A 25,578-nucleotide genomic window follows, 5' to 3' on the forward strand; every position below is an offset into this window, starting at 1 on the left:
AACCTTTTAAGAAAATGAATTTTCTAAGAAAGTAATAAATGAATAAGTCTAAGTCATTGTGGAGAAGCAGTAACAATGGATCAAATCATCAAAGAAGAGCATCAGCAGCCAAAATCAGACGTGATCAATCAATTAGAAGATTTAAAGAAACAAGGACGCTATGTTGATGCTTACCGCCTGGCCGTAACGCATTGGGGCGAGTTCGATACCATGACTTCAAAAGAGCAGCTTTTACAGCTGATTGCTGTTCTTGACCGCGTTGGCTTAGGACGTAGTGGCGATGCCATTCGCTATCGACTGCACCGACAATATCCTGATGACCCTGAAGTCGCTCTGCGGGCGGCTTATCTATATTTATACTCAAGGGGGCCTGCGACGGTGTGGGAGCTAGCTGATAAGCACCTTTCTTCGCAAAACCTATCAAAACAACAACGAGCTGAATGGTTACTGCTAAAGTGTCTAACGGCTTCAACGTTACGAGACTTTGAGAATGCTCAAGAGTTGCATGAAGAAGCTGGGAAGCATTTTAAAGACGACTGGTGGCATAGAGTGCTTGGATATGTCTTAACGGATAAAGAAGAATACACCAAAGCATTAGATTATTTATTGCCGTTGTATCAGAGCAATCCATCAGAAGGATTGTTACTTCAGATTGCCAAAACATTAAGTTTTGCTGAGCAAGAAAGCCAAGCCATCGAACTGCTCGCAGAAGAATCACCTAAGTATCAATCGCATCGACCTTGGTTTCATTTAGCTCATTTATATAAAGAATGTGGTGAGCGAGAACAATTAATCTACGCTTTGCAGCAAGCAGAAGAAAATTGTGTGCAAAAAGACAAACAGCTAATAAGAAACTTCTCATATCTCTATGGGTATGTTGCATTAGAGCAAGGTGATTTTGAGACGGCTCGAACCAAATTTTTAGAAAATAACACTCGTTATAGTCAAGTCATTGCCGAAAATATTCTTACTGATGAAGGCAATAAAAAGGTACGATTAGATGTTCCTTTTATTAAGCAAGGGTTTTTAACCTGCGCACCTGCTTCTATTGCGGCAGTACTTAACTATCTTGGACAGTCTTATACTCAAGAAGAGATCGCGAAAGAAGTTTGTTACGACGGAACGCCAGATTATTTGCAACATGAATGGCTAGATAAACAAAATATCGCGTTTATTGAGTTTGACCTAGAATGGAGTCTCGCTAAGCAGTTAATTGATCGCGACCTACCGTTCACGTTTGTTACTCGCTCAGGCAACGAGTCTCACATGCAAGTAGTGACTGGTTATAATGAAAAGACCGGTGTTTTGTATTTAATGGATCCGTCGTCACCTGGTGTAACCGAAATTCTTGCTAAATTAGCGATAGAAATGAACGCCAGTGTTGGCCCTCGCTGTATGGTTCTTCTTCCGGAAAAGACGACTGGAAAAGTCGATGGCTTAATCTTTCCTGCCGAAGTAAGCTATCAACACTATCGCGCTTTTAGTCAACATATAAGGCAACACAATTTAGAACAAGCGCGCGATGTGTTACAACAAATGAAGCAACATTCTGCTCAACAACGACTTACCTTGATGGCTGAACGAAGCCTCGCGATTGAACTTCAAGATGAATATTTAATTGAATCATCGACGTCTCAGTTGCTTGAGAAATTTCCAGACGAACCTTGGCTTATAACCTCTCGCTTCTATGCTCTTAATCAACTTGGTCGACGCCGCGAAGCGTTGGCGTTTTTACACGAGTCATTTATAAGAACCGGACAGCAAGAATTGTTAGAGACATGGCTACTCGAAGTTTATGAAATTCCAGAATACTCACAAGCCGTAAAGGAACAAGTTAATCGTCTGCATAGAATGGCGCTCTATTATGCTGAGTCTAACTGGATACTAGGTCATTTGTATTGGTTTGATGGAAAACATGACCTTGCCCGACGTCATTACCGTTGGTCAATTACGTTAAATGATCGTGACGAACGTTACACCGAAAGTTATTTCAAATCTTGTATCTGGAATGGTCGTCAAAAATCAGCGGCTAGATTCCTAAAACAGCGTTGGGAAAATTATCGAGAAAAAAGCAGTGGCCCTGCTATTTCATTCTTCAACGCATTATCATTTATGGATCTTGAGCATCAAGGGATGAATGTTCTGCGTAAAAGTGCTCAGCTTCGACCGAACGATGACTACTTGATATCATTTTACTTAAGAAAACTGATTGAATTCGGAGAATACCGAGAATTTAAGAAAATTTATTCTGAAAAATCGTCAATATTACATCGGAAAGATGCTTTATCGATAAAAGCAGAATATTTTTATGTTACTGATCAGCATAATAAAGCTGAAGCTATTTATGAGCAATTAATTGTTCTTTATCCTAGCGTTGCCGAGTACTATAGAAGCCTATTTCGATTACAGTTAGTCAAAGGCGAGCAAGTAGAGATTGACCGACGGTTGGATGAGCTACTTGAAAAAATTGGGTTCGCTCCATTTTCTGCTTGGCTTATCGCTGACTGGCACAGTGATTCTAAAGTTAAAGAAAAACTTCTATCAGCACTTGTTAATGAACATCCCGGCGATGTTTCTGCGGTTAGTCGGTATGCGCAAATGTTAATCGCACGAGATGACTTTGAGCAAGCCAAGGCTTGTTTATCAAAACATTTAAGTGAACACACTCAGTCGGCTGAGCTTTTAGCTTTACTTTCTAACATTGAGCTACGTCAAGATAATATCAAGGTTGCGCAAGATTATGCATGGCAAGCAATTGAGAAAAATATTGACTCGGATGCAGCATTCGATGCCTTGATTTATTCTCACATGGGAATTGATGAAAGAAAGTTAATGCTACAGCGGTTATGGACGCTTTTGAAAGCAAACTTATCGTCTGGAGACTTCCTTTGGAATTATTGGCATATCGCTCGAGCATGGCTAGAACCTAAAGAGTTGCAGAGATTTTGCTCGCATATAAAAGAAAAGTATTCACATTCATGGTATAGCTATGTACTCGTGGCTAAACAGTTTGTTGATGAAAATAAAATCGATGAAGCTGAAAAGACACTCTTGGCAGCCTTGAAGAAGTTTCCTCTGTTACCTCGAGTTCATTTCGAACTGGGTGAAATTTACGTCCTAAAAAATGATATTGAAAAGGCCATTGAAAGCTTCTTACAGGTATTGATCTTTAATCCATCATGGGCGCAAGCGGCACGTCGACTAGCCGAGCTTTATGAAAAGGTAGATGATATTGAAGCTTCGCAAAAAGTGCTCGAAAAAGCTTGTCGATACAATAGCCATGATGGCATTTTGTTTGGCTTAAGGGCTGATCTAAAACTTAAACAAGAAAAGCAAGATGAAGCTTTAGAACTGCTTGTTCAAGCCGTCTCAAAAGATACTGAATATAATTGGGGTTGGAGAACATTACAATCTACCGGAGAAATGCTTGGACGACCCTCAATCGCTTTAGATACGGCAACAAAGTTGACGGAAGAAAGTCCTAGAAATAGTTCCGCTTGGATAGCCTTATCGAGGTTGGTTGATTCACCGGAAAACTGCGAAGATGCGCTTTTGCGGGGTTTAGAACAAACACCGAGAGCCATTGACTTGAGACGGGAACTTATCGAGTTCTATATAGACTCTTATCAATTTGAGAAAGCTCAAGAGCAGTTAGATTCTGCATTTTGGCAGGGTAATCCTCCATTATCGATACATGCGCTGAAAGCCTCTATTTTTGCCAGACAAGGTCGTTATGGCGAAGCGATAGAGTGGTTAGAGAACTTTCTGAAATCTCATGATAATTATTATGATGGATGGGAGAAGTTACATCATTGGTATTTAAATTTTGGCATGCCAGATAAGGCAATATCTGCTGCAAAGAAGATGGTAGACCATGCTCCTCATCAGGCTCGAACATTAAGCGTTAGTGCAGAAACATTGTTTGAGCAGGGTGATGAGGGAGAGCGAGCAATTGCCGCGCAATGGTTAGAAAAGGCTTTTAACTTAGAGCCTGCCGATTTGCATGTATCGCTAAGTTGGTTAGATTATTTGCTAGATCATGAGCGTTATCAAGAAGCAGAAGAGTGTGAACAGATCGTCCTTAAGTTTTATCAACACGCGTTGCTTGATGTACGTCGAGTACGAAGATTGGTTCACACGGGAAATAGAGCGGCAGCTAATGATTTAATTCCTGAAGTCATCGAGCAAAATGTTGACAATGCTTGGATTTACTTTCAGCTGATTAAGTGGTGCTCGAATAAAAGTGAAGTAGACGCAACGCTTGCTCTTCTGAAAGAAAAGATGAAGCAACCCGACTGTTGTGAAGCCATTGCGACGGCTTGGGCTTATCAAGTGTTAGACAGTCATGGAAGTAAACCTATTTCAGAGTATTTAGAAAATAATGACTACTCGACGGTATGGAACGCGGTCGCGAATCGCTACTTTAGGGCTTTAGAAGATAGTCAGCGACTTCCTCCGAAAAAGTTTATGAAGGAACACAGAAGTGCGATTCTTCAAGACACGGAATTATTTGCCATCTATGGATTTTTGCTTTGTCAAAAAGGACGCTATCGTGAAGCGCTAGATTGGTATCGTGAACGTAATTTGTATGAGATAGGCGTTGGTTATATCTGGTATCACAAGCGTTGGGCGGAAATGGAAAATGGAGACTGGAAAAGCGCTCAGGAAAGTATTATTCAAGCCATTCAATGTCCACCCGATAATTGTTATTCAAATATTTGTTTGTGGTTTGCTTACTTTAAATTGGTCGCCGGAAATTTACTTTCGAATGAAGATCTTATTAATATTAATGAGGGTGAACTTACTCCGCTTGAGCAATACGTATTTTCTTTGGTTTTAGCGATGAACGCATTGGAAGGACAGCCTGTTGATACTAATAATAAAGAGTTTTGGCATTATTTAAGACAGGCGCAACACCGTATGCAGGGACAAAGTGGCAATCCAATGGCCGCCGATTGTAAGCGACATATTCGACAGTTGCTGCGATCGAGAATTCCAGATGTGGGTTTCTTTAATAAGCTGAGCTTGCGTTTTAAATTACATAATCATTTTTAACAGAGAACCTAGCGCAACATCTTTTACCCAATAGAGAGTATTACTGCTCTTTGCAGATAATACTCTCTAGGTTATTTGAATGACTCCGTAGGATATCAATATCGATATGACCGTTGATTCCTAAAATTCGGCCATCTTGTGAGCGTTGCCACAAAGTCCAACGATCATCGGGAGCCTTTTCGGTGTAGTCGGCTAACCACAGAGTTGTATGTGCAAAGTCTTTTGCTAAGTATTTATGCCAAAAGTTTTCACTGGTGTATATGATCACGTCGCACGATGTGTTTTTTTCTACTTGGTCAATCCATAACTTCATTCGTTCAGCTAACGTCGAAGGCGGCTCTTTGTTTAGCGTTTCCGCATCGATCACAGGACGTAAGTGCCACTGAACGTTGCTTATTTGTTGCAAATAATTATTCGCTTGTTGCATCGGGTCTTTATTCGCATCGAAGAAATGATAGGCACCAAATGGTACGCCGATTTGATTGGCATTGGTGGCGTTGCTAGCGAACATCGAATCAATGTAAGAGATTCCTTGACTAGCTTTGAAATACATAAACCTTAAGTCGCTGTTTGTCAGTTGGTTCCAATCTATTTGATTTTGATAATGGGAGATATCAATGCCTCGAAGCTCTTGGCTACGTTCTTTTGATAACTGATTGCTTGATAGATTCTTTTCAGTCTTTTCGGAAGTTTGAGCAAGTTTTTTATGCCCAGAAGTAGTAGGACTTGCTATGAGATCGGCTGCCAAGCTCTTAGTTAAAATTAGTCCTGTCAAAATGAATATTAAGAGTTGAGAGCTCTTTGAAATCAAAGAAGAGGCTTTGGGTGAACTCAGAGAAATCTCTCTTTCTTCTCTTTTCATTTTTAGTGACATCGCTTTCTACTTTGCTGTTAATAAAAGGTTGTATTCGAGAACGGAACCTTAAGCTCCGATTCTTGATAGCAGGCGCTACAGAGAAGTATGACAGTTTAGCTTGCGACCACAATAATGACTTTGAGATGAATTAAAAAAAAGCGCACTTTCGTGCGCTTTTTTAATGCCAATATTTCTCTATTGGTTAATCTAAGCAACCACCGCTTTAGTCATCTCCATAAACCTGCTGATGCAGTTCTTTGAGTTGCTTAACGAGTGGTGCTCGATCAATATGCCATAGGTTGACGTGACCAACTTTTCGGCCCGGTCGTAAACTTTTGTTGTACAGGTGAATCTCTAGGTTACCCTGGTTGAGCAATGTTTCATCCACTTCTTTTCCCAATAAGTTCAGCATCGCGGCTTGTGTTTTAGGTTTGGTCTCTCCAAGAGGGAGTCCACTGATTGCACGAATATGATTTTCAAATTGTGAAGCGATCCCGGCTGATTGAGTCCAATGACCGCTGTTGTGGACTCGAGGAGCAATTTCATTCACGACCAGTTGATCTCCGACAACAAAAAACTCGATGGAGAGAATACCCACATAATCGAGCTTTTCTAAAATGGTATTGGCAATCTTGTCTGCTTGTTGCAGAGTTGACTCACTCGGAACGTCTGCTGGAGCAATAGATGAAACAAGTATACCTTGCCGATGCTCATTTTCAGTGAGTGGGTAGTAAGCGCATTCGCCGCTGCTTGATCGAGCTGAAATAATCGACACTTCTTTACTAAAGTTCACGAATCCCTCGACCACACACTCAACGTGATCGGGAATGTCACTGAGAGTCTCTTCAAGTGCTTGGCTATCTCGAATAAGCCACTGCCCCTTTCCATCATAACCTTGCTCACAGGTTTTGATGATGACAGGTAAGCCTATATGTAACACGGCATCTTTAAGGTTTGCGCGACCGGTTGCTACTTTATACGGAGCGGTTGCGATGCCATGAGCGGCCATAAAATCTTTTTCACGCCCACGGTGTTGGCTTACTAAAATGGCGTCGGGATTTGGTGCGACTAAACAGAAGGGTTGCAATGTTTTCAGCAGTTCGACGTCGACATGCTCTCGCTCGACGGTCACACTGCTGGGTTGCCCAAGAGCATCGAATAACGCTTGGCCGGTGAGCTCTGGTGTTCGTTTAACTACGGTTCCGAGCCGATCAACGCCAGAAGTGTTCTCGTCGGGCTCTGCTAGAAAAGAAAACGTCGCGCCTAAACGCCATCCGGCGAGGGCCATCATACGGGCCAGTTGCCCGCAACCAATAATGGCTAGGTGCATTACTTCACCTCCGTCGCAACGCTGTCGGTTTGATCTTTGCGCCATTGCTGCAAGCGCTTAGTGAGTTCAGCGTCTTCTAAAGCTAACATTTGAGTAGCAATAAGACCGGCGTTGTAGGCACCTGCCCCACCAACTGCTTGGCAAGCCACGGCGACACCACGAGGCATTTGCACCATAGACATTAAACTGTCCATGCCTTTGAAGTGCTTGCTTGGTACTGGTACCGCAACAACGGGTAAGTGAGTCATTGCAGCCGCCATGCCCGCTAAATGAGCAGAGCCACCAGCGCCGGCAATAATGACCTTTATTCCGCGTTCGTGAGCTGTCGAGGCAAACTCGTATAAGCGCTCTGGTGTGCGATGTGCAGAAACGACTTTGGCTTCATAAGGCACACCTAACTGTTCCAAAACTTTGGTTGCCTCTTCCATCACCGGCCAGTCCGATTGAGAACCCATGATAATGCTGACTAAAGGTTTGTTCATATTTATTACCTGTTAAATTTCAACTAAGCAAACAGCTTTACAACCAACGCAATGTATAACGGAATCCCTACCAATACATTGAAAGGGAAGGTTATGGTTAGCGATGATGTAATCGACAAACTCTGATTGGCACTCGGTAAAGCAACTGCCATCGCAGCCGGTACCGCGATGTAAGATGCACTGGCACCGAGGGTAGCGAACAAAATAGTTCCGCCAACCGAGAGTTCCAGTAACTGCGAAAATAAGGTGCCTAGTGTAGCACCAATTAATGGCATTACCACGCCAAAGCTTGCAATAAATGAACCGTATTCCTTTAATAGGTTGATTCTCGACGTCGACACCCGACCCATCTCGAGTAAAAATAGGGCGAGTACGCCATAAAATAGATTACCGAAAAAGGGCATTAACTTTTGTGTTTGCTCACCTGATAACCAACCAATAAGTAAAGCACCGACGAGCAAGAGCACGCCTTGATTAAGGAAGATTTCATGCAGGGTCTTTTTTACGTTTAATGCCTGATCATTGTCACGTGCTAGCCATAAGCCGACCGCAATGGCCGGTATTTCTAACAGTGCGACGAAGAGTGGAAAGTAAGGTTCATATTCGATACCTCTCGCCTCAATGATGGCGAGTGCAACCGCAAAAGTCGCGATACTTACCGAGCCATAGTGGGCAGCAATCGACGCAGAGTCGGTTCGCGACAAACCGCCAAAACGACGTAACAGTGGAAAAGCAATAAAAGGTAAAAAAGCGCCGAAAACAATAGTAAGTACTGACTGCCAAAGTAATTTTTCGTCACCATATTGGCTAAGCGCGATACCGCCTTTAAGGCCAATAGCGACCAGTAAAAATAAGGTTAAGCTTTGATACAAACCTGCGGGCATTTTAATGGGAGCCTTACAGATTTGCGCGAGCGCGCCTAAGAGAAAAAAGGCCGCAACAACATCAATATGCATTAGCTCAACCCCCCAATACGTTGCGTCGCTGAAGCTTTTTCTGACTTTTTGTTATTCCTCGACTTTAGGTAATCGACAGCGGTGATTGCGGTGAGTAAGCCTGCGGTCAATATAAGACCCCAGCCGGGGAGCTCAAAATAAAGCGCCGTTGTGCCTAAGACCGCTAGTAAAATGGCACTGACGATTTGAAACGCAGGGGACTGTGCAGAACCTTCGTTTGAAAGAACAGCGTGTTCGGAGTTTTCGTTCGACATAACAACCTCCAGTAGTTTTAGGGCGGAGTGAAAAATTCGGGCGCCATTATCATGATTTTTGTATATAGATAAAAATAGATGTTTTTGATATTCTACATAGATAAAAATCTATGGGGTAAAAAGGATGGCTCGCTTACATGCCAAAATAGGTACTTTTAGGCAGCTAGAAATCTTATTAGCTGTTTACCAAGAAGGGTCAATTACAGCAGCCTCGAAAGCATTATTTTTAACCCAGCCGACCGTTTCTATGCAGCTCAAAAAGCTTTCTGATGCGGTTGGTGCTCCATTATATGACCAGGTCGGACGAAAACTAATTTTTACCGATGCGGGTTTAGAGGTGGTCTCTGCTGCTCGTGAAATATTGAGTCGACTTGAACACTTAGAAATGAAGCTCAATGATTTACAAGGTTTGAAAACAGGGACTTTGCGTTTAGCCGTGGTGAATACGGCGCAGTATTTTATTCCTCATTTGCTTGGCGAATTTTTGCACCATTACCCCAATGTTGACGTCGAGTTTAGCGTTGGGAATCGGCAGCAAGTGATTGATCGATTGAACGCTGCTGAAGATGACTTTTATGTGTTCAGTCATCCGCCACAAGATCGAGATTTGGCGTTGCATGAGTTTTTGCCGAATCCGTTAGTGGCTATTGTTCCGCAACAGAATCCTTTGGCAAAACTTAAGTCAGTGACCCTCGAGAATTTAATGGAGCAGCCGTTCTTGATTCGAGAGCAAGGCTCTGGAACACGCTTTGCCGTAGAAAAACATTTGAACGATGCGGGCGTTGAGCCAAAGGTCAAGATGACGGTAGCCAGTAATGAAGCGATAAAACATGCCGTTATGTCGGGTTTGGGTGTGACCATTTTATCCAGTCACACACTCGCGTTTGGTGGAAATACGGGCCTAGCCAAACTCACGGTTGAGGGGTTGCCAATTAAAACACAGTGGTATCTCGCCAGCCTTAAGTCGAAACAACCTTCGTTATTAGCACAAACCTTTTTACGGTTTGTGTCAGAGTTTGGCCGAGACAGCATGCTAGCACAAATGAACTTATAACCGGCTTAGTGCAGCTCGATGGCGGCTAGAGCATGGGTAATTTAACCAGTCAAACGCGATTGTACTAGTATACCGAGTTTGAGATAATTTACGTCAGGCTTCCATTGGGAAACTAGAGAAAGCCGCTATTACTTAATATCGAAAGGAATATGTTTTATGACTAACCCGTATCAAAGCTCGGATTCTATCAATAGTCCCCAAGGGACAACTGCCTGCCGCGGCTGTGGAAAAGAGTTACACGTGACTGCAACAACTTGCCCAAATTGTGGCGCTTCACAGCGTTCTCGCGGTTACAAAAGTAAAGGTGTTGCTGCGCTGCTGGCGTTCTTTTTTGGTGGATTAGGTATTCACCGATTTTACTTAGGTCAGTGGTGGGGGATCTTTTACCTTCTATTCATCTGGACTTGGATTCCAGGACTTATCAGTTTAATTGAGACCATTGTTTTCTTAGCGACTGATCGAGTTAAGTGGGATCAAAAGCATAATGAAGGGAAGCCTGCGGGACCTGGAGAAGGAGCCGGTGTCGGCATTGTCGTTGGTATTGTTGTTGGTTTGTTTGTGATGATAGCAATGATAGGCATTTTGGCTGCCATCGCCATCCCTGCCTACCAAGACTACACTTATCGTTCTAAAGTGGCTCAGGCGATGAGTGAGATCACTCCTATTAAGAGTGACTATGTTGCCTATTTAAATGAGCGACAACAAGCACCGCGGAATAATGGTGATCTCGGTTTAGATTCACCACTGACTCTTTCCAGTGGGCATAAAGTAACGATTTCAAATGAGTTGATTTTCATTGAGTTTGTTACACCGAAGTCTAATCTAATTGACGGTGAGACCTTGACCTTTTCTCCTGTTATTAGCGGAAACCAAATTAGTTGGGACTGCACCGGAGGCACACTAGCGAACAAGTATCGTCCGCGACAATGCAGACCCTAACCTTAAGTGATGTAAAAGAAAACGGCGACCAAGTTCGCCGTTTTTTTTGCTTTGCGAAAAGCTAAACCGCTGCTCGGATACGTTGATGATAGAGTTCTAAATAATAAGGCATTGCTTCGTCAGCTAATGCTTTTAGTGATTTCGATAAATTAGGAAAATCGACATTCTCGGGCGATGCAAATTCAGTCGACTTCTCAACATTGTGGTACCAGTGTTTTGCCCAAACGCCATCACTGGTTCTTTTACCTGAAGGCCATCGCAGCATATTTTCATCAAATTCAATGCCAATGATTTTGCACACTTGGCTAAGAATCTGCTTTGGATTCTCAAGCACATCAGCCGCATCAATGATGGGTATTGATTTCGTACTGACCTTGCATAGCTTTTGATATAACTGATGTTGTCGCAGAATACCGATGTTTTGTTGAGTCACACTGGGCATCGCTTTGGCATAGGAGGCGATTACCCGGCGTGGGTCGCGAATCAAAAAAATATGCTGCAGTTGGCTGGCCCAATTGAGATCAACCTCTGACAAAATATGGTGGGTCATATGTTTTTGATAAAAAATTGGCGTCGAAACCGACTTGGTTGACAGCATTTCTCCGACTTGATTCCAGTCATTTGATTGGCTCGCTAAGATTTCATCGAAGCAGGGATGCCGCAGCTGTGTGTGTTTTAAATAACAGGCATAAAATGGCTCATCGACCACACTCGTGTCGTTGCGATTTTCCCAACTTCTCATCATGGCGGTACTGATATTTCTTGGTCCAGACCACATGGCAATTCGCAGAGTACTCATGCAAAAGACACTCCCGTTTACTCAGATTCAATCAGTTGATGATAGAGTTCATTTAATTGGTTGACCATCGGCCCTCGTTCTCCTTGACCAATCGTTCGACCATCAACACTGATCACTGGCGACAGTCCCGCGAAGGTGCCCGTGCAAAAAGCTTCATCTGCACTGTATACATCGGTTAACGAAAAGTTTTTTTGCAACACCGGAATATTATTTTGAATGCAGGCTTTGATCACATTGCTGCGAGTTATACCTCCAAGACAATAGTCACCCGTAGAGGTCCATACTTCATTGCCTCGAACGATAAAAAAATGCGTTGAGTTGCAGGTAGACACAAACCCATGCGGATCGAGCATTAAGGCTTCATCTGCACCCGCTTTGGTTGCTTGAATGCAAGCAAAAATACAATTGAGTTTGGAGTGAGAATTTAGTTTTGGATCTTGTACATCAGGATAACCTCGTCGCACGTGAGTGGTGAACAAGCGCAAGCCATTTGAGGCAATCGAATGTTTATATTCAGGAATAATTACGATGGTAGCCGGGCTAATGGTTACTCTCGGATCTTGATAAGGCGTTGCCTTGGTGCCGCGGGTAACCATCAATCGGATATGGACTCCATCGGTCATTTCATTGGCTTTGAGTGTTGCATAAATTCGATCGGCTAACGCCTGCTGAGATAAACCTATGTTCATATCCAATGCTTTTGCACCACCATAAAGGCGATCCAAATGTTGTTGCAAAAAGGCAATTTTACCTTTGTGCAATCGCAATCCTTCCCAAACACCGTCGCCGAGAATAAAACCGCTATCGAAGACACTTATTTTAGCGTCTTCTCGTGCAAAAAGTTCGCCGTTAATACTTATTTTAATTTGTGCATTGCGAGGATCATCTTGATATGTGTGAGCGCCATAGCCCATTGCAAACTCCAACGATATTCACCAATCTTGATAATGCAGAGTAAACGTCGACAATACAACACTTGATTTGTCCGTTCGCTCCAAGCACACTGAGATAAAGGAGCGATAATGCATAACAATAAAGCCAACCCTAGTCATCGTGACTCTCAAAGATTTGGTGTTGCTATCACCACGTCGTTAGTCATTGGAACCATGATCGGTTCTGGAATATTTTTATTACCAGCGTCATTGGCTGAGTTTGGGGCTATTAGTTTAGCGGGTTGGTTGATGGCTGCATTAGGTGCTGTGTGCTTAGCTTGGGTCTTTGCGAAATTGAGTCATTGGCACCCGGGCCTTGGTGGTCCCTACCATTACACTCGTATCGGAATTGGAGAATTTCCGGCGTTTCTGGTTGCATGGGGCTATTGGATTTCTGTTTGGACCGGTAACGCAGCCATTGCGATGGCCGCGGTGTCTTACTGTAAATTACTGATACCCGCGTTGAACGATGCAGCGATGTTATCGACGTTACTTGCTTTAAGTTTTGTTTGGCTGTTTACCTTCATCAATATATTGGGTGTTAAAGAAGCTGGCGTCACGCAACTGGTCACAACCTTGTTAAAAGTTGTCCCTCTTATAATATTTGCTATTGCTGGATTTTGGTATGTCGACTGGAGCCATTTGACGAAGGAAGTAACAGAGACCGCGACCACTTCGAATATGATCATTGCCGCTGCTGCTCTCTGGCTATGGGCTTTTTTAGGCATTGAGTCAGCGAGTATACCGGCAGACAATATTAAAGAACCTCAACAAACGATTCCACGAGCGACCATGCTCGGAGTCGCCATTGTTGCGGTCATTTATGTGTTGGGCACAATAGTTGTCATGGGCGTATTGCCTGCGATGGATTTGGCGCAATCCAACGGTCCTTTTGCCGATGCGGCGCGTTCATTATGGGGAAGCTGGGCAGGTTTAGCCATGACCTTTGTTGCACTGGTCTCAACACTTGGCGCGTTAAATGGCTTAATTTTGCTCGGTGGACAAATGCCTATGGCTGCGGCAAAAGATCAATTATTTCCGCACTGGTTTGCTCAGCAGAATAATCGCGGCGCTCCAACGTTGGGAATTATTATCTCTTCGGTGTTGACGTCTCTTTTGTTATTGACCACTGCGAGTAAAAATTTACTCGGTGTATTTAATTTTGCGATTTTGCTTTCAACAACGTCGATATTAGTGCCTTATATTTTTTGTTCTGCCGCTGCCTTTCGTTTTCAAAGTCGACAGTCGGATAATTTAAAGGCTTTATCGTTAGCGATAATTATCATTGCTTTTCTGTTTTCGCTATGGGCATTGGCAGGCGCTGGCCAAGAGGCTGTGTATTGGGGATTTATATTGATGATGTTAGGCGTACCTGTATACACTTGGTTGAAAATGAATACGGATCGAAAGAATGATTCAAACCTATCGATCGAGACACGCAAAGAATGATGTAACAGGAAAGACGTGAACGGAATGATCTGAATTGAATGATCTGAACGGAATGACGCAAGTTTAATAAAGGTATTCAATTTAATGTTGATAGTAATCTGTAAGAGTTTTGATAGGAGTTCTTAAGAGTGATGCAGACAATGCAAACGGATGTGGGGCAAATTAAACGAGTCTTGTTGAAACATGCCAAAGATGCTTTTCGAGATGATGAACAAATTGATCGAGAATGGAAAGCTTTAAATTTCCTCGCTAGACCTGATCGCAGCAATGCCATTGTAGAATACGATGCATTTTGCGATTTGCTTAGTAAGCTGGGGGTCGAACTCGAATTTCTTCCAGCTTCCGCAGATACCACTCTTGATAGCTTGTATCCGAGAGACAATGCGGTTGTCACTGATAATGGAATCATTTTATGCACCATGGGAAAAGCGAATCGACAAACTGAGCCAGAACATCAACGCCAGCATTATATAACTCGAGGCTCAAAAGTTTTGGGAAGCGTCACCGCACCCGGTTCTGTAGAGGGTGGCGATGTCACTTGGTTGCGGAACAATGTTCTTGCGGTTGCCAATGGTTATCGAACCAATGCTCAAGGCATCGCTCAACTGCGCGAATTGACCGCTGCTTCCGTCAGCGATTTTATAGAGGTTCCGCTTCCGCATTTTAGGGGACCCAGCGACGTTTTCCATTTAATGTCTATTATCAGCCCTGTCGCCGATGATCTCGCCGTTGTCTATTCTCCTCTTATGCCAGTGCCTTTTCGAAATTACTTACTTGACAGTGGTTATCGATTAGTTGAAGTGCCTGAACAAGAGTATGACTCGCAAGGTTGTAATGTGCTTGCGGTTGCTCCCGGTGTGTGTGTGGCGGTTGAAGGCAATCCTATTACAAAAAAGAGACTGCTTGATGCTGGCGCAGAAGTTCACACTTTCTCAGGTAAAGATATTTGTGAGAAAGGGTGTGGCGGTCCTACGTGTTTAACTCGTCCACTAGAGCGTGAACGGTAATTTTTTAAGAGAACAAGGTTAATGAATCAATCTTATCACTGGCAACCATACTTTGAAGCAACTGAATTAGAACAGGCCATCACTTTGCCGGCAGAGCTTTATGTATCAGAGCAAGCTCATCAATTAGATAGGCAAGCTATATTTACTCGAAGTTGGCAGTGTGTGGGGCATGTTTCCGAATTAGCGAATAATGGCGATGTGATCACCGCTGAAGTCGCCAATAAGCCAATTGTCATTTTACGAGATCATGAAGGGCAGTTACGGGCATATTATAATGTCTGTAAACATAGAGCAGGTCCGTTAGTTTTACAAAAGGGTAATGTAAAAGTCTTGAGTTGTAAGTATCACGGCTGGACTTATAAGTTAGATGGTCAATTGCGAACGGCACCTGAAATGCAATCAACACCAAACTTTGAACTGTGCGATGTTCATTTAGATTCGGTCAACGTTGATACATGGCAAGGTTATCTTTTCGTAAACTTGTCAAATTCACCAATAGAGTTAGCCAAAGTATTTGAAAATATCGTCGAAAAAATTGCGCCAATCAATTTGCTGAAAATGCAGTTTCATCATCGTGATGTCTACGATGTTTCGTGTAACTGGAAAGTTTACATGGACAATTACCTCGAAGGCTATCATTTGCCGCATGTTCATCCTGGCTTAAATAAATTGTTGGATTACAAAAGCTACACAACAGAATTGTCTCCGTGGTACTCTTATCAATTCAGTCCCTTAGAAAGTGATGATAATTTCTACGGTGACGGAGCGGCGCATTACTTTTGTGTATACCCCAATTTAATGCTCAATATTTTACCGGGCCGTTGCCAAGTGAATATCATTGTGCCTTCAGAGAAGAACCAATGTAAGGTCATTTTTGATTACTATTACAGTGATCTGGAGTCATCATCAACCAAGAAAATGATACAGCAAGACTTATCTTTTAGTGATGAAGTTCAAGACGAAGATATTGCGATATGTGAGCATGTACAAAAAGGATTAGAGTCGGGTAGTTATCATCAAGGACGACTGTGTGTTAAACGCGAGAGCGGAGTGTGGCATTTTCAAGAGTTGTTAAGACGCGCTTACCGAGAAGTGAGCGAGCTTTAAGAATAAAGATTAACGTTGAAATATATTTAAGATTCTTTTCATTGGATCAATTATCTGCCATGATTATTACTGATTGATTTTTAGAGCTTTTGGTATAGGTTAGAAAAATAGGTCTATTGAGACTACTGATAAAACGCTAATAGTGATAATTAAGACGTTTAAACACAAGATGAAATAAGCGTCGACTACTCATCAAGGACGATCCATGACAGCCGTTGCAATAGATAATGTCGTAGAACAACGAAAATATCGAATTGAAAATATTGATTTTCTACGCGGACTTGTGATCGTGATTATGGCAATTGATCATGTGCGAGATTATTTAGGTGCAGGCGTTGTTGCTCAAGCGCCTATGTCAGATGACGCTTCATTGGGTACTTATTTAACTCGGCTAGTGACTCATTTATGCGCACCTATTTTTGTATTTTTAGCGGGTACTAGTGCGGGTCTAATGACCGCTCGGCGCTCTCCTAGAGAGTTGAGTTACTTCTTGATAACTCGAGGCCTTTGGTTGATTGTGATAGAGCTTGCGGTTGTATCACAACTTTGGACATTTAATATCACTGGGCTACCATTTTTAGGTGGCTTAACCGGTCTAGCTTTTCAAGTCATTGGCGCAATCGGGCTAAGCATGATGGTTCTCGGCTTGTTGCAGTTTTTAGGTGCAAGAGCGTGTTTGGCTATCGGTATTCTTATCGTTATTGGTCATAATGCTCTCGATAGTGTCTGGCCAGTACCACAAATGGGGCAACAAAATATTCCGTTGTGGGTTGGGCTACATGCGCAGATGGGTTTCGCGATTGGTCAGCTTTCTTTCTATATTGCTTACCCGCCAATTCCTTGGATTGGAATCATGCTAATGGGGTTCGGTACAGCCTCTCTTTTTAATCGAACGCCAGTTGAACAAAAACGATTATTTTTGTTGATCGGGTTGTCTTTATTAGTGATATTTTTTGTATTACGAGGATCTCAAATTTACGGTGATCCTAATACCTGGCAAGCGCAAGCAAATGGCTGGCTGACTTTGCGAGACTTTTTCAATGTAACCAAATACCCTCCAAGCTTACTGTTTACTTTACTAACGCTAGGCGTCGGTTGCCTAATTTTAACAATCGCCGATCATTTGCCAAGATTGCTTAGATCAATAATGATTACTTTTGGAAAGGCTCCTTTTGCAATCTATATTGCGCACTTATTGATTATCCATTCACTATCAGTATTATTTGGAATGTATCAGGGGTTTGAAGCGGAACAATTTTTAACCATGTATTTTTTGTTTCCGGAAGGATTCGGTGTTGGCTTGCTGGGCGTTTATGGCTTTTGGTTGTGCATAATGGTCGCATTATATCCGCTTGCCAAGTGGGTAAGCGACGTGAAGTCGCGACGAAAAGATTGGTGGCTAAGTTACTTGTAGCTCACCGATTAATATCCGTGTTAATGAAGCTTTTGGTATAGCTTGTTAAAACGTCGATTAGCCCACCAAGCATAAACCTTCTTGGCAATAGGGTAGATGATCGGCAGGCTAAAAAAGTCGGCTAACATTATTTTTCCACAGTTACGCCACATGTATATATTGGCGTCGAGACCAAGCAACCAGCGGTTATTAGGTAGCTGAACGTACAGTTGTTTTAGCAATACCTCTTTTGGTTTTGGTAGATGTTTGAACGCATGAATGTTGATAAACCGTAAATCAGTACTCCTTTCTTTCAGTTTAGCAATCTCAGTCGCACAAATGTAGCAGCGCCCATCGAAGAAGACTTTTGTTTGGTTATTTTGTTGGGTCATTGTTGTAAACGCTTTTTCATCGGTTGTAAACACGAGTTCCAGATTTATGAGTTTTAGATTTAAAAGTATTGGATTTAAAAGTATTAAATTTAAGAGTACCAGTGCAAAGGTTGTCGGTGTGGCTCAGGATGACTAGGCAAGCCGATCATTTGATCGTACGCTAAATTGTGGATTAACCACACGCGTTGCGGTGAGAGTGAGGTGAAAGCATCTCGTATAGCGCCAAGGCTGCGAAAATGCCAAAAGTGCGACTCGGTAAAGCTTGCCTTCTTAGCGATTGTTGTACGTATTTCGTCTGAAATGTTTTTGAGCTCGTCGGTTACCTCTACGAGATATAAGCCGCCTTCGAGCGCATGTATGTTAAGTTCCATTGTGGTAATTCTTTCTATCGTTATATAAGGTTTTACTGTTTTATCAGGCTCTGGTTTTTCTGTTTTACGTTGTTTCTCGTCGTATGGATTACTGGAAAGTCTAGTAGGTCACAAATACCAGTTAAGTTTATTATGAGTTACGTGGGTTTTCGTAAGCCTAGTGATAAGTATAGTGTTTGCAAACAAAAGCGAAAGGACAGCCTAATAAAAGGCAATGATCATCAGAATAGAGGGTTTAAATGTTACATAAAATTGTAATTTTAGGAAATTCGGGCTCAGGAAAATCCACGCTTGCCAAGAAACTGGTTGAAAAGGAAAAGCTCGCTCACTTAGACTTAGATACGCTCGCTTGGTTACCTACTTCACCACCGAAGCGCCAATTGATAGATGTGTCTAGGCATGATATTGAGCAATTTATGAGTGAGAATGACGCTTGGGTTATTGAAGGATGTTACAGCGACCTGCTAGATATAGCATTACCGCAAGCGACCGAACTGATATTTCTTAACTTGCCATTAGATGAATGCATTGCAAATGCTCAGCGCAGACCATGGGAACCACATAAGTATTCGTCAAAGCAAGCTCAAGATGAAAATTTATCAATGCTTATCGAGTGGATAAAACAGTATTACGAACGTGAAGATACCTTCTCTTATCAATCACATAAACACTTATTTGACAGTTTTAAAGGGCCAAAGAAAATGATTGAGCAAAACCAAGAGCGGTCCTAGCCTGCTGATAAATAAGGTTTATCGTAACATGGCTTATAAGCACTGTATAATTGGCGGATTGATTCTAGTTGTGACTGGCGCCAGTTGTATCAATGAGAACCGTCCTTTTAATGGAACTCATTTTTTCAGAGACAATCGCAGTGTCGAATTATTAGATAACTATTTTGGGCGATTAAATAATGTGGTTTAAAGAAAGACGAAAGAGAAAAGCGATTCACAATTACTTTACGAAAGTATCGCCACTATTAGCCAGCCGTTATGGGTTGTCGGAATACTATTCTGAAGGGCAAGTAAAAACCACCGTCGGTGTTGCTAAAGTGAGCAAGCGATTTATCGACTATGCGCTAGCAATGTATACCCAGCCGTCTGAACGTTTTAGTGAGCAGCGTGTTGAAGTTGCGACGCTATTCGATATTTCTCCAGAATATACGGCGGTTACTTTAATAAAATTAGCCTTACCTGTTGGTTGGAAGGGTGGTGTTCATACCAACTGGATAGCGAATAAAAATGGGAAAAGTGGATTTTGAATAAAAATATCTGACATGTTTGAATTAGGATTAAAAGAACAATGGAACAACAATGATAGATAGCAAAGCAAGACAAGAGATTGAGCATCGTCTCAAGCAAGTGGAAATTGATGAGAACGTAAAAATATTAATGGCCATTGAGTCAGGTAGTCGTGCCTGGGGATTTGCATCGCCAAATAGTGACTACGATGTTCGATTTATTTATGTTCGACCACGAGACTGGTACCTGTCAATTGATGTAGAAGACCGACGAGATGTCATAGAATACCCTATTGTTGATGAGATTGATTTGAATGGATGGGATATTAGAAAGGCCTTAAGGCTTTTTTGGAAATCTAATCCTTCTATTATTGAGTGGATTCAATCCCCTATCACCTATATTGAATCGGGCAACTTTCGGCAAAATGTAATTGAACTTCTGCCAAAAATTTACTCAGTTGAAAAGGGTATGTATCACTACTTAAATATGGCTAAGTCGAATTACCGAGAACATATGAAGGAAAAGAATGTTCGAATAAAGAAGTACTTTTACGTTCTAAGAGCTTTGTTAAGTATTCGGTGGTTGGAGATGAATCAAACCGTTGCGCCCATTGAATTCGAGCGTTTATTAACCTTGGTTGAAGACGAGGACCTTTTGTCAACAATACGCGCTTTGCTAGCTAGAAAGAAAGTAGTGTCAGAAAAAGGGTTGGAGCCAGCGGTACCGCTAATTAATAACTTTATCGAAAAGGAAATTGAAAGATACCAAAGTCGTGGGTTCGAGTCTTTGCAAAGTGAAAGAGATATTAGAAAATTGAATACCTTGTTTAAGAAAGTGTTAATGGAAAATTGAAGTATGGCTTATGAACAGTATGACGATACTCATTTATGAGTTAGATGATTCAGAATTTATTATTGCTAATATTCTTGATATGAATAGCGCACGATCGACTTTAACTAATAAACTTATTGGCTAATTATTTTAGAACTCTAGATTAACTATCTTAATATTTAATGCTTGGAGCGACAATGGCGATTAATGCAGTTACCGAAAATGAATTTATGCAGCAGCTATATCATAAAAGGAAACTTTCTTTAAATGAGGTTGTTGATATTTTCTATGCCTCTGATAAACCGACAAACTTTAAGTCACTCGCAACTCTCTTAAGGGGGAGAATGGGAGATGGAACCGATGGCGAGGTATCTATATTGGATAGGCAAACTCGGTCGCTTGTTGAGTATCTTGAAGACGACACCTTAACTGAGTCAGATCGCTTTGACGTTTTATATAACCAATGTCGAAGTGCGGAGTCTTCTGTTCAAAGTATGGATGGTGCGCAATTAGAGATAGAAGACTTCGGCGGAGATGAACCTTTCGCCGGTATCAAAGAAATAGCTAGCATAAGAGTTTGCGGAAGCACAGAAGACGCATTGCCATCCATCAAACGTCTAAAAGAGTTTACTCATTATATTGGAATATTGATGATTAAGAGAGACTTTGAGACGTTGTCTGCGCATTTTTACGATACGGAGCAATTTTCATCTACTCACCTAAAGACTCTCTTTGAATCAATAGTAAAAAAATACGGTGAGCCAGAAACCTTTTATTCAGTTCAGGTGAGCTGTATTTACGCTGGAGACGATCGAGGTAAAAAGTATTTCGATGAAATGAGGTTACCTGATGGTATCACTCGCAATGAGCTAGTTGGAAGTAGTCGATTTATGTTATCAAGTTCGGTGACGCCTAATGGAATTGCTCGATGGGGGCTTGACGTCATAATTGATGTAATCGAACGAGAAGATGGCGTATTTAGAATCACACGACTGGATACTCAATACACTTATTGAACAATACGCCTATTAAGGAAGTTAAACTTCTTCCTGCTTTTAATTAGAAACAAGAGTGATTTCTTCTACGATAGAAAGCCGCTAACCGTTACGTCGGTGAGCTGCGTTCAGTCATTATAAACTTAGAGTGAAGCGGTAGCTCCCACTGCCACTGTAAGAATAAATCTGAAAGTAGTAATAGCCCGACGCAGCAGAGTAGGTTATTGACTCATTTGATGTTGGCGTTTCTGAAACAGCGACTTGTGACCAACCCGATCCGTTCCAGCGAAATAATTTCATATCAAAATCAGCATTCGTTGGACCTTGCAGTGTCGCTCGTATAGAACCACCGTTGTATTGGAAATAGTTTCCATTGGGTTGATAGTCAGAGTCGTTTGCTCCAGACAAAGAGCCATTGTAGGTCGTTCCACTATTGCCATCATCACCATAAATCGCAGCAGTCGCTGCTAAATCGCCACTCGAAAGGGTGGTTCCGCTGCCTAGAGCATTGGGATCAACATTACCTTGTGTTGGCCAAATGGTCGCTTGATTGTTCGACGAAAAGGCCCACGTTGGGTAATGCATAATGGAATAATAATCGTAGGCACCATAATTTTGTCCTTCGTTTGTGGATGTCTTATAGAAGTTATACTCCATCCCGCTTTGAATATTGTTCCAGTAAATAGTGACGAAATTATCGCGATCAGTTCGGGTTTGCTCATGAAAAAAACCGACGGCATGCCCAAGTTCATGAACGGCGGCTCCATTGCCACAGTTTTCTGCAAGAGTGACCAGCTGTTGACCTCCTTGACGACCTATCCAAGAACTACAACCGCCTCCACCTTGTACTAAAATATAGTCTGTTTGATTGGTACGAGGAACAAAGTTTACATTGGTATTATTGTTCCAGTGTTGAATGGCGTATTGAATGGCTTGCCGACCTTGACTGCCTAGTGATGACGCAAAAGCGTAAGGCACCGTTCCGTTGGGCCATTTGTAACCAGACGATGGATAGCGAATAATCGCACTTGGTCCGATTTCGTCGTCGGGTGCTTCTTGTCCAGTAACAATACGTAAGCCATGTTCTTTAAGATCTTTCGTATAGCCTAATATCATATCTCCAGAATAAGCGACGCCATCAACGTCAACGGCTTTGATGATCCCTCCGAGGTCAGTATGCACATCAAATACTTCTCGACCATGACTGTTAAAACCGAAGATGGAATCTCTATACCCATATTGATTAAATATCGATGAGCTTTTTATCTGGTTATTTGATGGGGCAATTTTCTTTTTCGCATTGTTTGTTGCCGAGTTTTCGTTTGCAACCGACAAGGTGCCAATGGTTGCGAAGCTGGTTAAAAGACCAGTAGCAAGCGCTGTTTTCAGTGCCTTGAAGCGATTGGTTTTTGATGACAAATTCATAAGTTCTCCTATTCATTATTAGTTGCCTATACAAGACAGATTGTTGCAAAAGTAACACCCCTATATCATCAACGATGACCCTACATTGAACTTTTGCTAGGTGAACTTGCTTGTTCAAAAAATTTCTGGCAATGCTTGATTATGCCTTTTTAGCATGAGGACAAATTTAAAAAAGTAAGCGTCTGTTTTGTTTGCGGTATCTCGAAAAAATATCTGTTAATCATCGTTCAAACTGATGCGTTGCAGAATGAAATAACTTGTTTCACTTCTTTTGGCCGTGACACTCTTCGCTTTGCATAAATGAACATTATGTTTCGTTTGTAGAAAGTATGTTGGAGACGACGCATTTGGCATCAATTATTGAGTAAAACCGCTCAAAGAGAGCATATGAATTGAAGTTGATCTCGCTTTTTACTTGAATATCTCGATGAATTGTAAATATTGCACAGTTGCAGTGCGACTATTGCGAGTTTTGAAAGGGTTCTTTCGGCCGTTGGTATTTTTTCGCGTTTGAGGGAAACTACAGATTGTGAATAAGTCACTTGTTGGTGCGAAAGTGAATCCTTAGACTCGAATGTATTATTAATTAAAAGAAAGTGGAATTTTATGTCTTTTGTTAACACTAAGCTTGTACATTCGGTGGTTGCAGTATCTTGTGTCGTGGGCTCCTTAGCGTTGCTATCCATATCACCAGTAACTTATGCGAATGAAATGAATGCCGACATGGTTAAGCGGTCAATATCGAGTTTAAAAAGCCCTTCGGATTATGCCATTGTTTCAATTGGCAATGATGCCTTGTTATCGATGAAGAAGTCTGACGCCTCGCGACTTGCGATTGAGCCTTTGTCAAACTTATCAAAAAACAAAGATGACGTAGCGTTAATTAAATTGCCAAATGCTAATGTCGATGCACTTAGTCGTTATATGCATGAGAACCATCGTCGTTGTGGTGGATATGTTTGGCATCAATCTCTCGAAAAGGCACAAACCTATATTCGTCAGTTAAACAGTAATACCCATCGGTTGTTGGTTGAATATACCATCGATAATGATGACACGGTCAATGAAATGCTGATGCAAGTCGTTAGCAGTAACTTGTCGTCAACCGTTGGTAGTATGGGAAGCTATAACAATCGCTATTACACTGCATCGTCTGGAGTAGAAGCTTCGCAATGGTTAAAGTCGCATTGGGAAAATATTACGTTTACTCGAGACGACATTATGGTGGAACTATTCGAGCATGCGGGTTGGGACCAGCCTTCGGTTATCGTGACTATTGTTGGTGAAACCATACCAGAAGAAGTGGTGGTGATTGGCGGGCATTTAGATTCTATTAATGGCAGCAGCTCTAACCGTGAAACGGCACGCGCTCCAGGGCATGATGATAATGCGTCGGGAATTGCCGTCGTCACCGAAACATTGCGAGCCATGGTGACTGGAGGATACAAACCAGCGCGAACCGTAAAAATTATGGGATATGCAGCGGAAGAAGTTGGTTTACGTGGATCCGGTGAAATCGCGGAGATGTTCGCTGATGATAATATCGATGTTGTGGGTGTCGCTCAATTCGATATGACCGGCTTTAAAGGAACCGCGGATAAAGACATTGTTTTTATGACCGATTATACCAACGCCGATCAAAATCAATTTATGATGGATTTACTCGATCATTATTTCCCCCAAGTTCAGTACGGTACAGGCTTGTGTGGGTATGGCTGCTCTGATCATGCTTCTTGGTATGCCAATGGCTTCGCTGCTTCAATGCCGTTTGAATCAAACTTCAATGATTACAATTCCGATATTCATACGAGCAATGATAATCACTTTGATGCCAATCATGCGACTAACTTTGTGAATCTATCCATTGCGTTTGTAGGTGAGTTGGCGAAAGGAAATGCTGACAGCGATAACTACCAATCGCAAAGCACGGTAGAGTTTGAATCTGGCAATGTCGAAGTGATTGAGCAACAGACCTTGTCTATCAGTATTCAACGTACCGGGCTCTTTGATCGAGAGGCTTCGGTAAACTATAGAACAATTAGCGGGACAGCGGTGGCAGGAGAAGATTTTGTCGCGGTAGAAGGCACTTTGAATTGGACCGTTAACGATGCTGCATCCAAGGTGATTGAAGTTGAAGCGTTAGCGGTCACTGAAGATAAAGAGTTTACCATTGAGTTAACCGATGCTTCAGGTAACGCGGTTCTTGGCGAAGTCGTTACGGTTAACGTATCGTTGTTAAATAACTCAACCAGTGCCGTTAGCTTCAAGCAGTCAACGATTCAAGTACCAGAAAGCACAGCCTCTAATATCGTTATTCAGCGAGTAGGTGAAATCGATATGCCGGCCACGGTTAGATACGTGTCAGTCAATGGTACCGCAATTGCTGGTATTAACTATGAAGCAACCTCTGGAGTTATTGAGTGGGCGGCAGGCGACGATTCCGATAAGACCATTTCAATCGGAACATACAAAGTAGACGAAAGCGAAACATTCACACTTGAATTAAGATCGGCATCTGGCAATGCGGTAATTGATGGTAATGATAAAATTACGATCACCATTCAAAACACTCCGGTGGATGACACTAATGGAAGCTCTGGTGGTGTGTTTGGCATTCTTCTAACGCTCCCATTGCTATTGTTAGGATGGCGTCGTAAGCGAAGTCATTAAATAGAGCTTTTCTCTCCCTCGACTCAATCAAGAAGGAGTCATT

General features: G+C 42.2%; 22 protein-coding genes. 12 read left to right on the forward strand and 10 right to left on the reverse strand.

What is annotated here, in order from left to right:
- The first annotated feature begins 75 nt into the window (after positions 1-75).
- A complete protein-coding gene (locus tag Q9312_RS16320) occupies positions 76-5,055 on the forward strand; it encodes a tetratricopeptide repeat protein (RefSeq protein ID WP_309201932.1) in 4,980 nt (1,659 codons plus the stop codon).
- A gap of 40 nt (positions 5,056-5,095) precedes the next feature.
- Here the strand turns inward: Q9312_RS16320 and Q9312_RS16325 are convergent, their stop codons facing one another.
- The 5 genes from Q9312_RS16325 to Q9312_RS16345 all read right to left on the reverse strand — a co-directional run bounded on the left by Q9312_RS16325 (position 5,096) and on the right by Q9312_RS16345 (position 8,933).
- Positions 5,096-5,929: a glycoside hydrolase family 25 protein gene (locus Q9312_RS16325; RefSeq protein WP_309201933.1), complete on the reverse strand. Its 834-nt coding sequence runs from the start codon at positions 5,927-5,929 to the stop codon at positions 5,096-5,098.
- Positions 5,930-6,134: 205 nt separating this feature from the next.
- On the reverse strand, positions 6,135-7,286 hold the full coding sequence (locus tag Q9312_RS16330; protein WP_309201934.1) for a 5-(carboxyamino)imidazole ribonucleotide synthase: 1,152 nt from the start codon (positions 7,284-7,286) through the stop codon (positions 6,135-6,137).
- Positions 7,241-7,723, reverse strand: coding sequence for a 5-(carboxyamino)imidazole ribonucleotide mutase (gene purE / locus Q9312_RS16335; RefSeq protein WP_309201935.1), 483 nt, complete (start codon positions 7,721-7,723; stop codon positions 7,241-7,243). The genes Q9312_RS16330 and purE overlap by 46 nt, the downstream gene beginning before the upstream one ends.
- Positions 7,724-7,746: 23 nt before the next feature.
- The gene (locus tag Q9312_RS16340) at positions 7,747-8,679 is read right to left on the reverse strand and encodes a sodium-dependent bicarbonate transport family permease (protein WP_309201936.1); all 933 of its coding nucleotides are present in this window, start codon (positions 8,677-8,679) and stop codon (positions 7,747-7,749) included.
- The gene (locus Q9312_RS16345) at positions 8,679-8,933 is read right to left on the reverse strand and encodes a hypothetical protein (protein ID WP_309201937.1); all 255 of its coding nucleotides are present in this window, start codon (positions 8,931-8,933) and stop codon (positions 8,679-8,681) included. The genes Q9312_RS16340 and Q9312_RS16345 overlap by 1 nt, the downstream gene beginning before the upstream one ends.
- A 124-nt stretch (positions 8,934-9,057) precedes the next feature.
- On the opposite strand from Q9312_RS16345, the gene Q9312_RS16350 reads away from it, so the two are divergent.
- Together Q9312_RS16350 and Q9312_RS16355 are read left to right on the forward strand one after the other, a co-directional pair.
- Positions 9,058-9,987, forward strand: coding sequence for a LysR family transcriptional regulator (locus tag Q9312_RS16350; RefSeq protein WP_309201938.1), 930 nt, complete (start codon positions 9,058-9,060; stop codon positions 9,985-9,987).
- Positions 9,988-10,227: 240 nt separating this feature from the next.
- Positions 10,228-10,926, forward strand: a complete 699-nt coding sequence (locus Q9312_RS16355; RefSeq protein WP_309201939.1) for an NINE protein — start codon at positions 10,228-10,230, stop codon at positions 10,924-10,926.
- A 61-nt stretch (positions 10,927-10,987) separates the two neighbouring features.
- Here the strand turns inward: Q9312_RS16355 and Q9312_RS16360 are convergent, their stop codons facing one another.
- Together Q9312_RS16360 and Q9312_RS16365 are read right to left on the reverse strand one after the other, a co-directional pair.
- The gene (locus Q9312_RS16360) at positions 10,988-11,725 is read right to left on the reverse strand and encodes a sulfotransferase-like domain-containing protein (protein ID WP_309201940.1); all 738 of its coding nucleotides are present in this window, start codon (positions 11,723-11,725) and stop codon (positions 10,988-10,990) included.
- A 17-nt stretch (positions 11,726-11,742) separates the two neighbouring features.
- Positions 11,743-12,639 carry an aminotransferase class IV gene (locus tag Q9312_RS16365; protein ID WP_309201941.1) on the reverse strand — a complete coding sequence of 299 codons (897 nt, stop codon included), beginning with the start codon at positions 12,637-12,639 and terminating at the stop codon, positions 11,743-11,745.
- A 108-nt stretch (positions 12,640-12,747) separates the two neighbouring features.
- Between Q9312_RS16365 and Q9312_RS16370 the strand changes: the two genes are divergently transcribed.
- The 4 genes from Q9312_RS16370 (at position 12,748) to Q9312_RS16385 (ending at position 17,634) form a co-directional block, all read left to right on the forward strand.
- Positions 12,748-14,106 (forward strand): amino acid permease, encoded by a 1,359-nt coding sequence (locus tag Q9312_RS16370; RefSeq protein ID WP_309201942.1) that lies wholly within the window; start codon positions 12,748-12,750, stop codon positions 14,104-14,106.
- A gap of 131 nt (positions 14,107-14,237) precedes the next feature.
- Positions 14,238-15,113, forward strand: a complete 876-nt coding sequence (locus Q9312_RS16375) for a dimethylarginine dimethylaminohydrolase family protein (RefSeq protein WP_309204517.1) — start codon at positions 14,238-14,240, stop codon at positions 15,111-15,113.
- Between the two features lie 21 nt (positions 15,114-15,134).
- The gene (locus Q9312_RS16380; RefSeq protein ID WP_309201943.1) at positions 15,135-16,220 is read left to right on the forward strand and encodes an aromatic ring-hydroxylating oxygenase subunit alpha; all 1,086 of its coding nucleotides are present in this window, start codon (positions 15,135-15,137) and stop codon (positions 16,218-16,220) included.
- 205 nt (positions 16,221-16,425) lie between these two features.
- Entirely contained in the window at positions 16,426-17,634 is a 1,209-nt protein-coding gene (locus Q9312_RS16385) for an acetyltransferase domain-containing protein (RefSeq protein WP_309201944.1), read from the forward strand.
- A 20-nt stretch (positions 17,635-17,654) separates the two neighbouring features.
- Here Q9312_RS16385 and Q9312_RS16390 read toward each other — a convergent pair whose 3' ends face one another.
- Complete coding sequence (locus Q9312_RS16390; protein ID WP_309201945.1) at positions 17,655-18,005, reverse strand: thiol-disulfide oxidoreductase DCC family protein; 351 nt, start codon at positions 18,003-18,005, stop codon at positions 17,655-17,657.
- 89 nt (positions 18,006-18,094) lie between these two features.
- Positions 18,095-18,376, reverse strand: coding sequence for a DUF6482 family protein (locus Q9312_RS16395; protein WP_309201946.1), 282 nt, complete (start codon positions 18,374-18,376; stop codon positions 18,095-18,097).
- A gap of 239 nt (positions 18,377-18,615) precedes the next feature.
- Between Q9312_RS16395 and Q9312_RS16400 the strand changes: the two genes are divergently transcribed.
- The 4 genes from Q9312_RS16400 (at position 18,616) to Q9312_RS16415 (ending at position 21,461) form a co-directional block, all read left to right on the forward strand.
- Positions 18,616-19,107, forward strand: a complete 492-nt coding sequence (locus Q9312_RS16400; RefSeq protein ID WP_309201947.1) for an AAA family ATPase — start codon at positions 18,616-18,618, stop codon at positions 19,105-19,107.
- A 179-nt stretch (positions 19,108-19,286) separates the two neighbouring features.
- Positions 19,287-19,634 (forward strand): DUF6559 family protein, encoded by a 348-nt coding sequence (locus Q9312_RS16405; RefSeq protein WP_309201948.1) that lies wholly within the window; start codon positions 19,287-19,289, stop codon positions 19,632-19,634.
- A 52-nt stretch (positions 19,635-19,686) separates the two neighbouring features.
- The gene (locus Q9312_RS16410; RefSeq protein WP_309201949.1) at positions 19,687-20,466 is read left to right on the forward strand and encodes a nucleotidyltransferase domain-containing protein; all 780 of its coding nucleotides are present in this window, start codon (positions 19,687-19,689) and stop codon (positions 20,464-20,466) included.
- Between the two features lie 176 nt (positions 20,467-20,642).
- Entirely contained in the window at positions 20,643-21,461 is an 819-nt protein-coding gene (locus Q9312_RS16415) for a hypothetical protein (protein WP_309201950.1), read from the forward strand.
- A 114-nt stretch (positions 21,462-21,575) separates the two neighbouring features.
- Here the strand turns inward: Q9312_RS16415 and Q9312_RS16420 are convergent, their stop codons facing one another.
- Positions 21,576-22,865, reverse strand: coding sequence for a M12 family metallopeptidase (locus Q9312_RS16420; RefSeq protein ID WP_309201951.1), 1,290 nt, complete (start codon positions 22,863-22,865; stop codon positions 21,576-21,578).
- A 606-nt stretch (positions 22,866-23,471) separates the two neighbouring features.
- On the opposite strand from Q9312_RS16420, the gene Q9312_RS16425 reads away from it, so the two are divergent.
- Positions 23,472-25,535, forward strand: a complete 2,064-nt coding sequence (locus Q9312_RS16425) for a M20/M25/M40 family metallo-hydrolase (RefSeq protein ID WP_309201952.1) — start codon at positions 23,472-23,474, stop codon at positions 25,533-25,535.
- The last annotated feature ends 43 nt before the right edge of the window (positions 25,536-25,578 follow it).

Origin of the sequence: Pleionea litopenaei, assembly GCF_031198435.1 — a bacterium.
Taxonomy (GTDB): Bacteria; Pseudomonadota; Gammaproteobacteria; order Enterobacterales; family Kangiellaceae; genus Pleionea; species Pleionea litopenaei.

Bases quoted from the DNA above. Each gene is read 5' to 3' on its own strand.
- Q9312_RS16320 (WP_309201932.1), top strand. From the start codon at position 76: ATGGATCAAATCATCAAAGAAGAGCATCAGCAGCCAAAATCAGACGTG.
- Q9312_RS16325 (WP_309201933.1), bottom strand. From the start codon at position 5,929: ATGTCACTAAAAATGAAAAGAGAAGAAAGAGAGATTTCTCTGAGTTCA.
- Q9312_RS16330 (WP_309201934.1), bottom strand. From the start codon at position 7,286: ATGGCGCAAAGATCAAACCGACAGCGTTGCGACGGAGGTGAAGTAATG.
- purE (WP_309201935.1), bottom strand. From the start codon at position 7,723: ATGAACAAACCTTTAGTCAGCATTATCATGGGTTCTCAATCGGACTGG.
- Q9312_RS16340 (WP_309201936.1), bottom strand. From the start codon at position 8,679: ATGCATATTGATGTTGTTGCGGCCTTTTTTCTCTTAGGCGCGCTCGCG.
- Q9312_RS16345 (WP_309201937.1), bottom strand. From the start codon at position 8,933: ATGTCGAACGAAAACTCCGAACACGCTGTTCTTTCAAACGAAGGTTCT.
- Q9312_RS16350 (WP_309201938.1), top strand. From the start codon at position 9,058: ATGGCTCGCTTACATGCCAAAATAGGTACTTTTAGGCAGCTAGAAATC.
- Q9312_RS16360 (WP_309201940.1), bottom strand. From the start codon at position 11,725: ATGAGTACTCTGCGAATTGCCATGTGGTCTGGACCAAGAAATATCAGT.
- Q9312_RS16365 (WP_309201941.1), bottom strand. From the start codon at position 12,639: ATGGGCTATGGCGCTCACACATATCAAGATGATCCTCGCAATGCACAA.
- Q9312_RS16370 (WP_309201942.1), top strand. From the start codon at position 12,748: ATGCATAACAATAAAGCCAACCCTAGTCATCGTGACTCTCAAAGATTT.
- Q9312_RS16375 (WP_309204517.1), top strand. From the start codon at position 14,238: ATGCAGACAATGCAAACGGATGTGGGGCAAATTAAACGAGTCTTGTTG.
- Q9312_RS16380 (WP_309201943.1), top strand. From the start codon at position 15,135: ATGAATCAATCTTATCACTGGCAACCATACTTTGAAGCAACTGAATTA.
- Q9312_RS16385 (WP_309201944.1), top strand. From the start codon at position 16,426: ATGACAGCCGTTGCAATAGATAATGTCGTAGAACAACGAAAATATCGA.
- Q9312_RS16390 (WP_309201945.1), bottom strand. From the start codon at position 18,005: ATGACCCAACAAAATAACCAAACAAAAGTCTTCTTCGATGGGCGCTGC.
- Q9312_RS16395 (WP_309201946.1), bottom strand. From the start codon at position 18,376: ATGGAACTTAACATACATGCGCTCGAAGGCGGCTTATATCTCGTAGAG.
- Q9312_RS16400 (WP_309201947.1), top strand. From the start codon at position 18,616: ATGTTACATAAAATTGTAATTTTAGGAAATTCGGGCTCAGGAAAATCC.
- Q9312_RS16405 (WP_309201948.1), top strand. From the start codon at position 19,287: ATGTGGTTTAAAGAAAGACGAAAGAGAAAAGCGATTCACAATTACTTT.
- Q9312_RS16410 (WP_309201949.1), top strand. From the start codon at position 19,687: ATGATAGATAGCAAAGCAAGACAAGAGATTGAGCATCGTCTCAAGCAA.
- Q9312_RS16415 (WP_309201950.1), top strand. From the start codon at position 20,643: ATGGCGATTAATGCAGTTACCGAAAATGAATTTATGCAGCAGCTATAT.
- Q9312_RS16420 (WP_309201951.1), bottom strand. From the start codon at position 22,865: ATGAATTTGTCATCAAAAACCAATCGCTTCAAGGCACTGAAAACAGCG.
- Q9312_RS16425 (WP_309201952.1), top strand. From the start codon at position 23,472: ATGTCTTTTGTTAACACTAAGCTTGTACATTCGGTGGTTGCAGTATCT.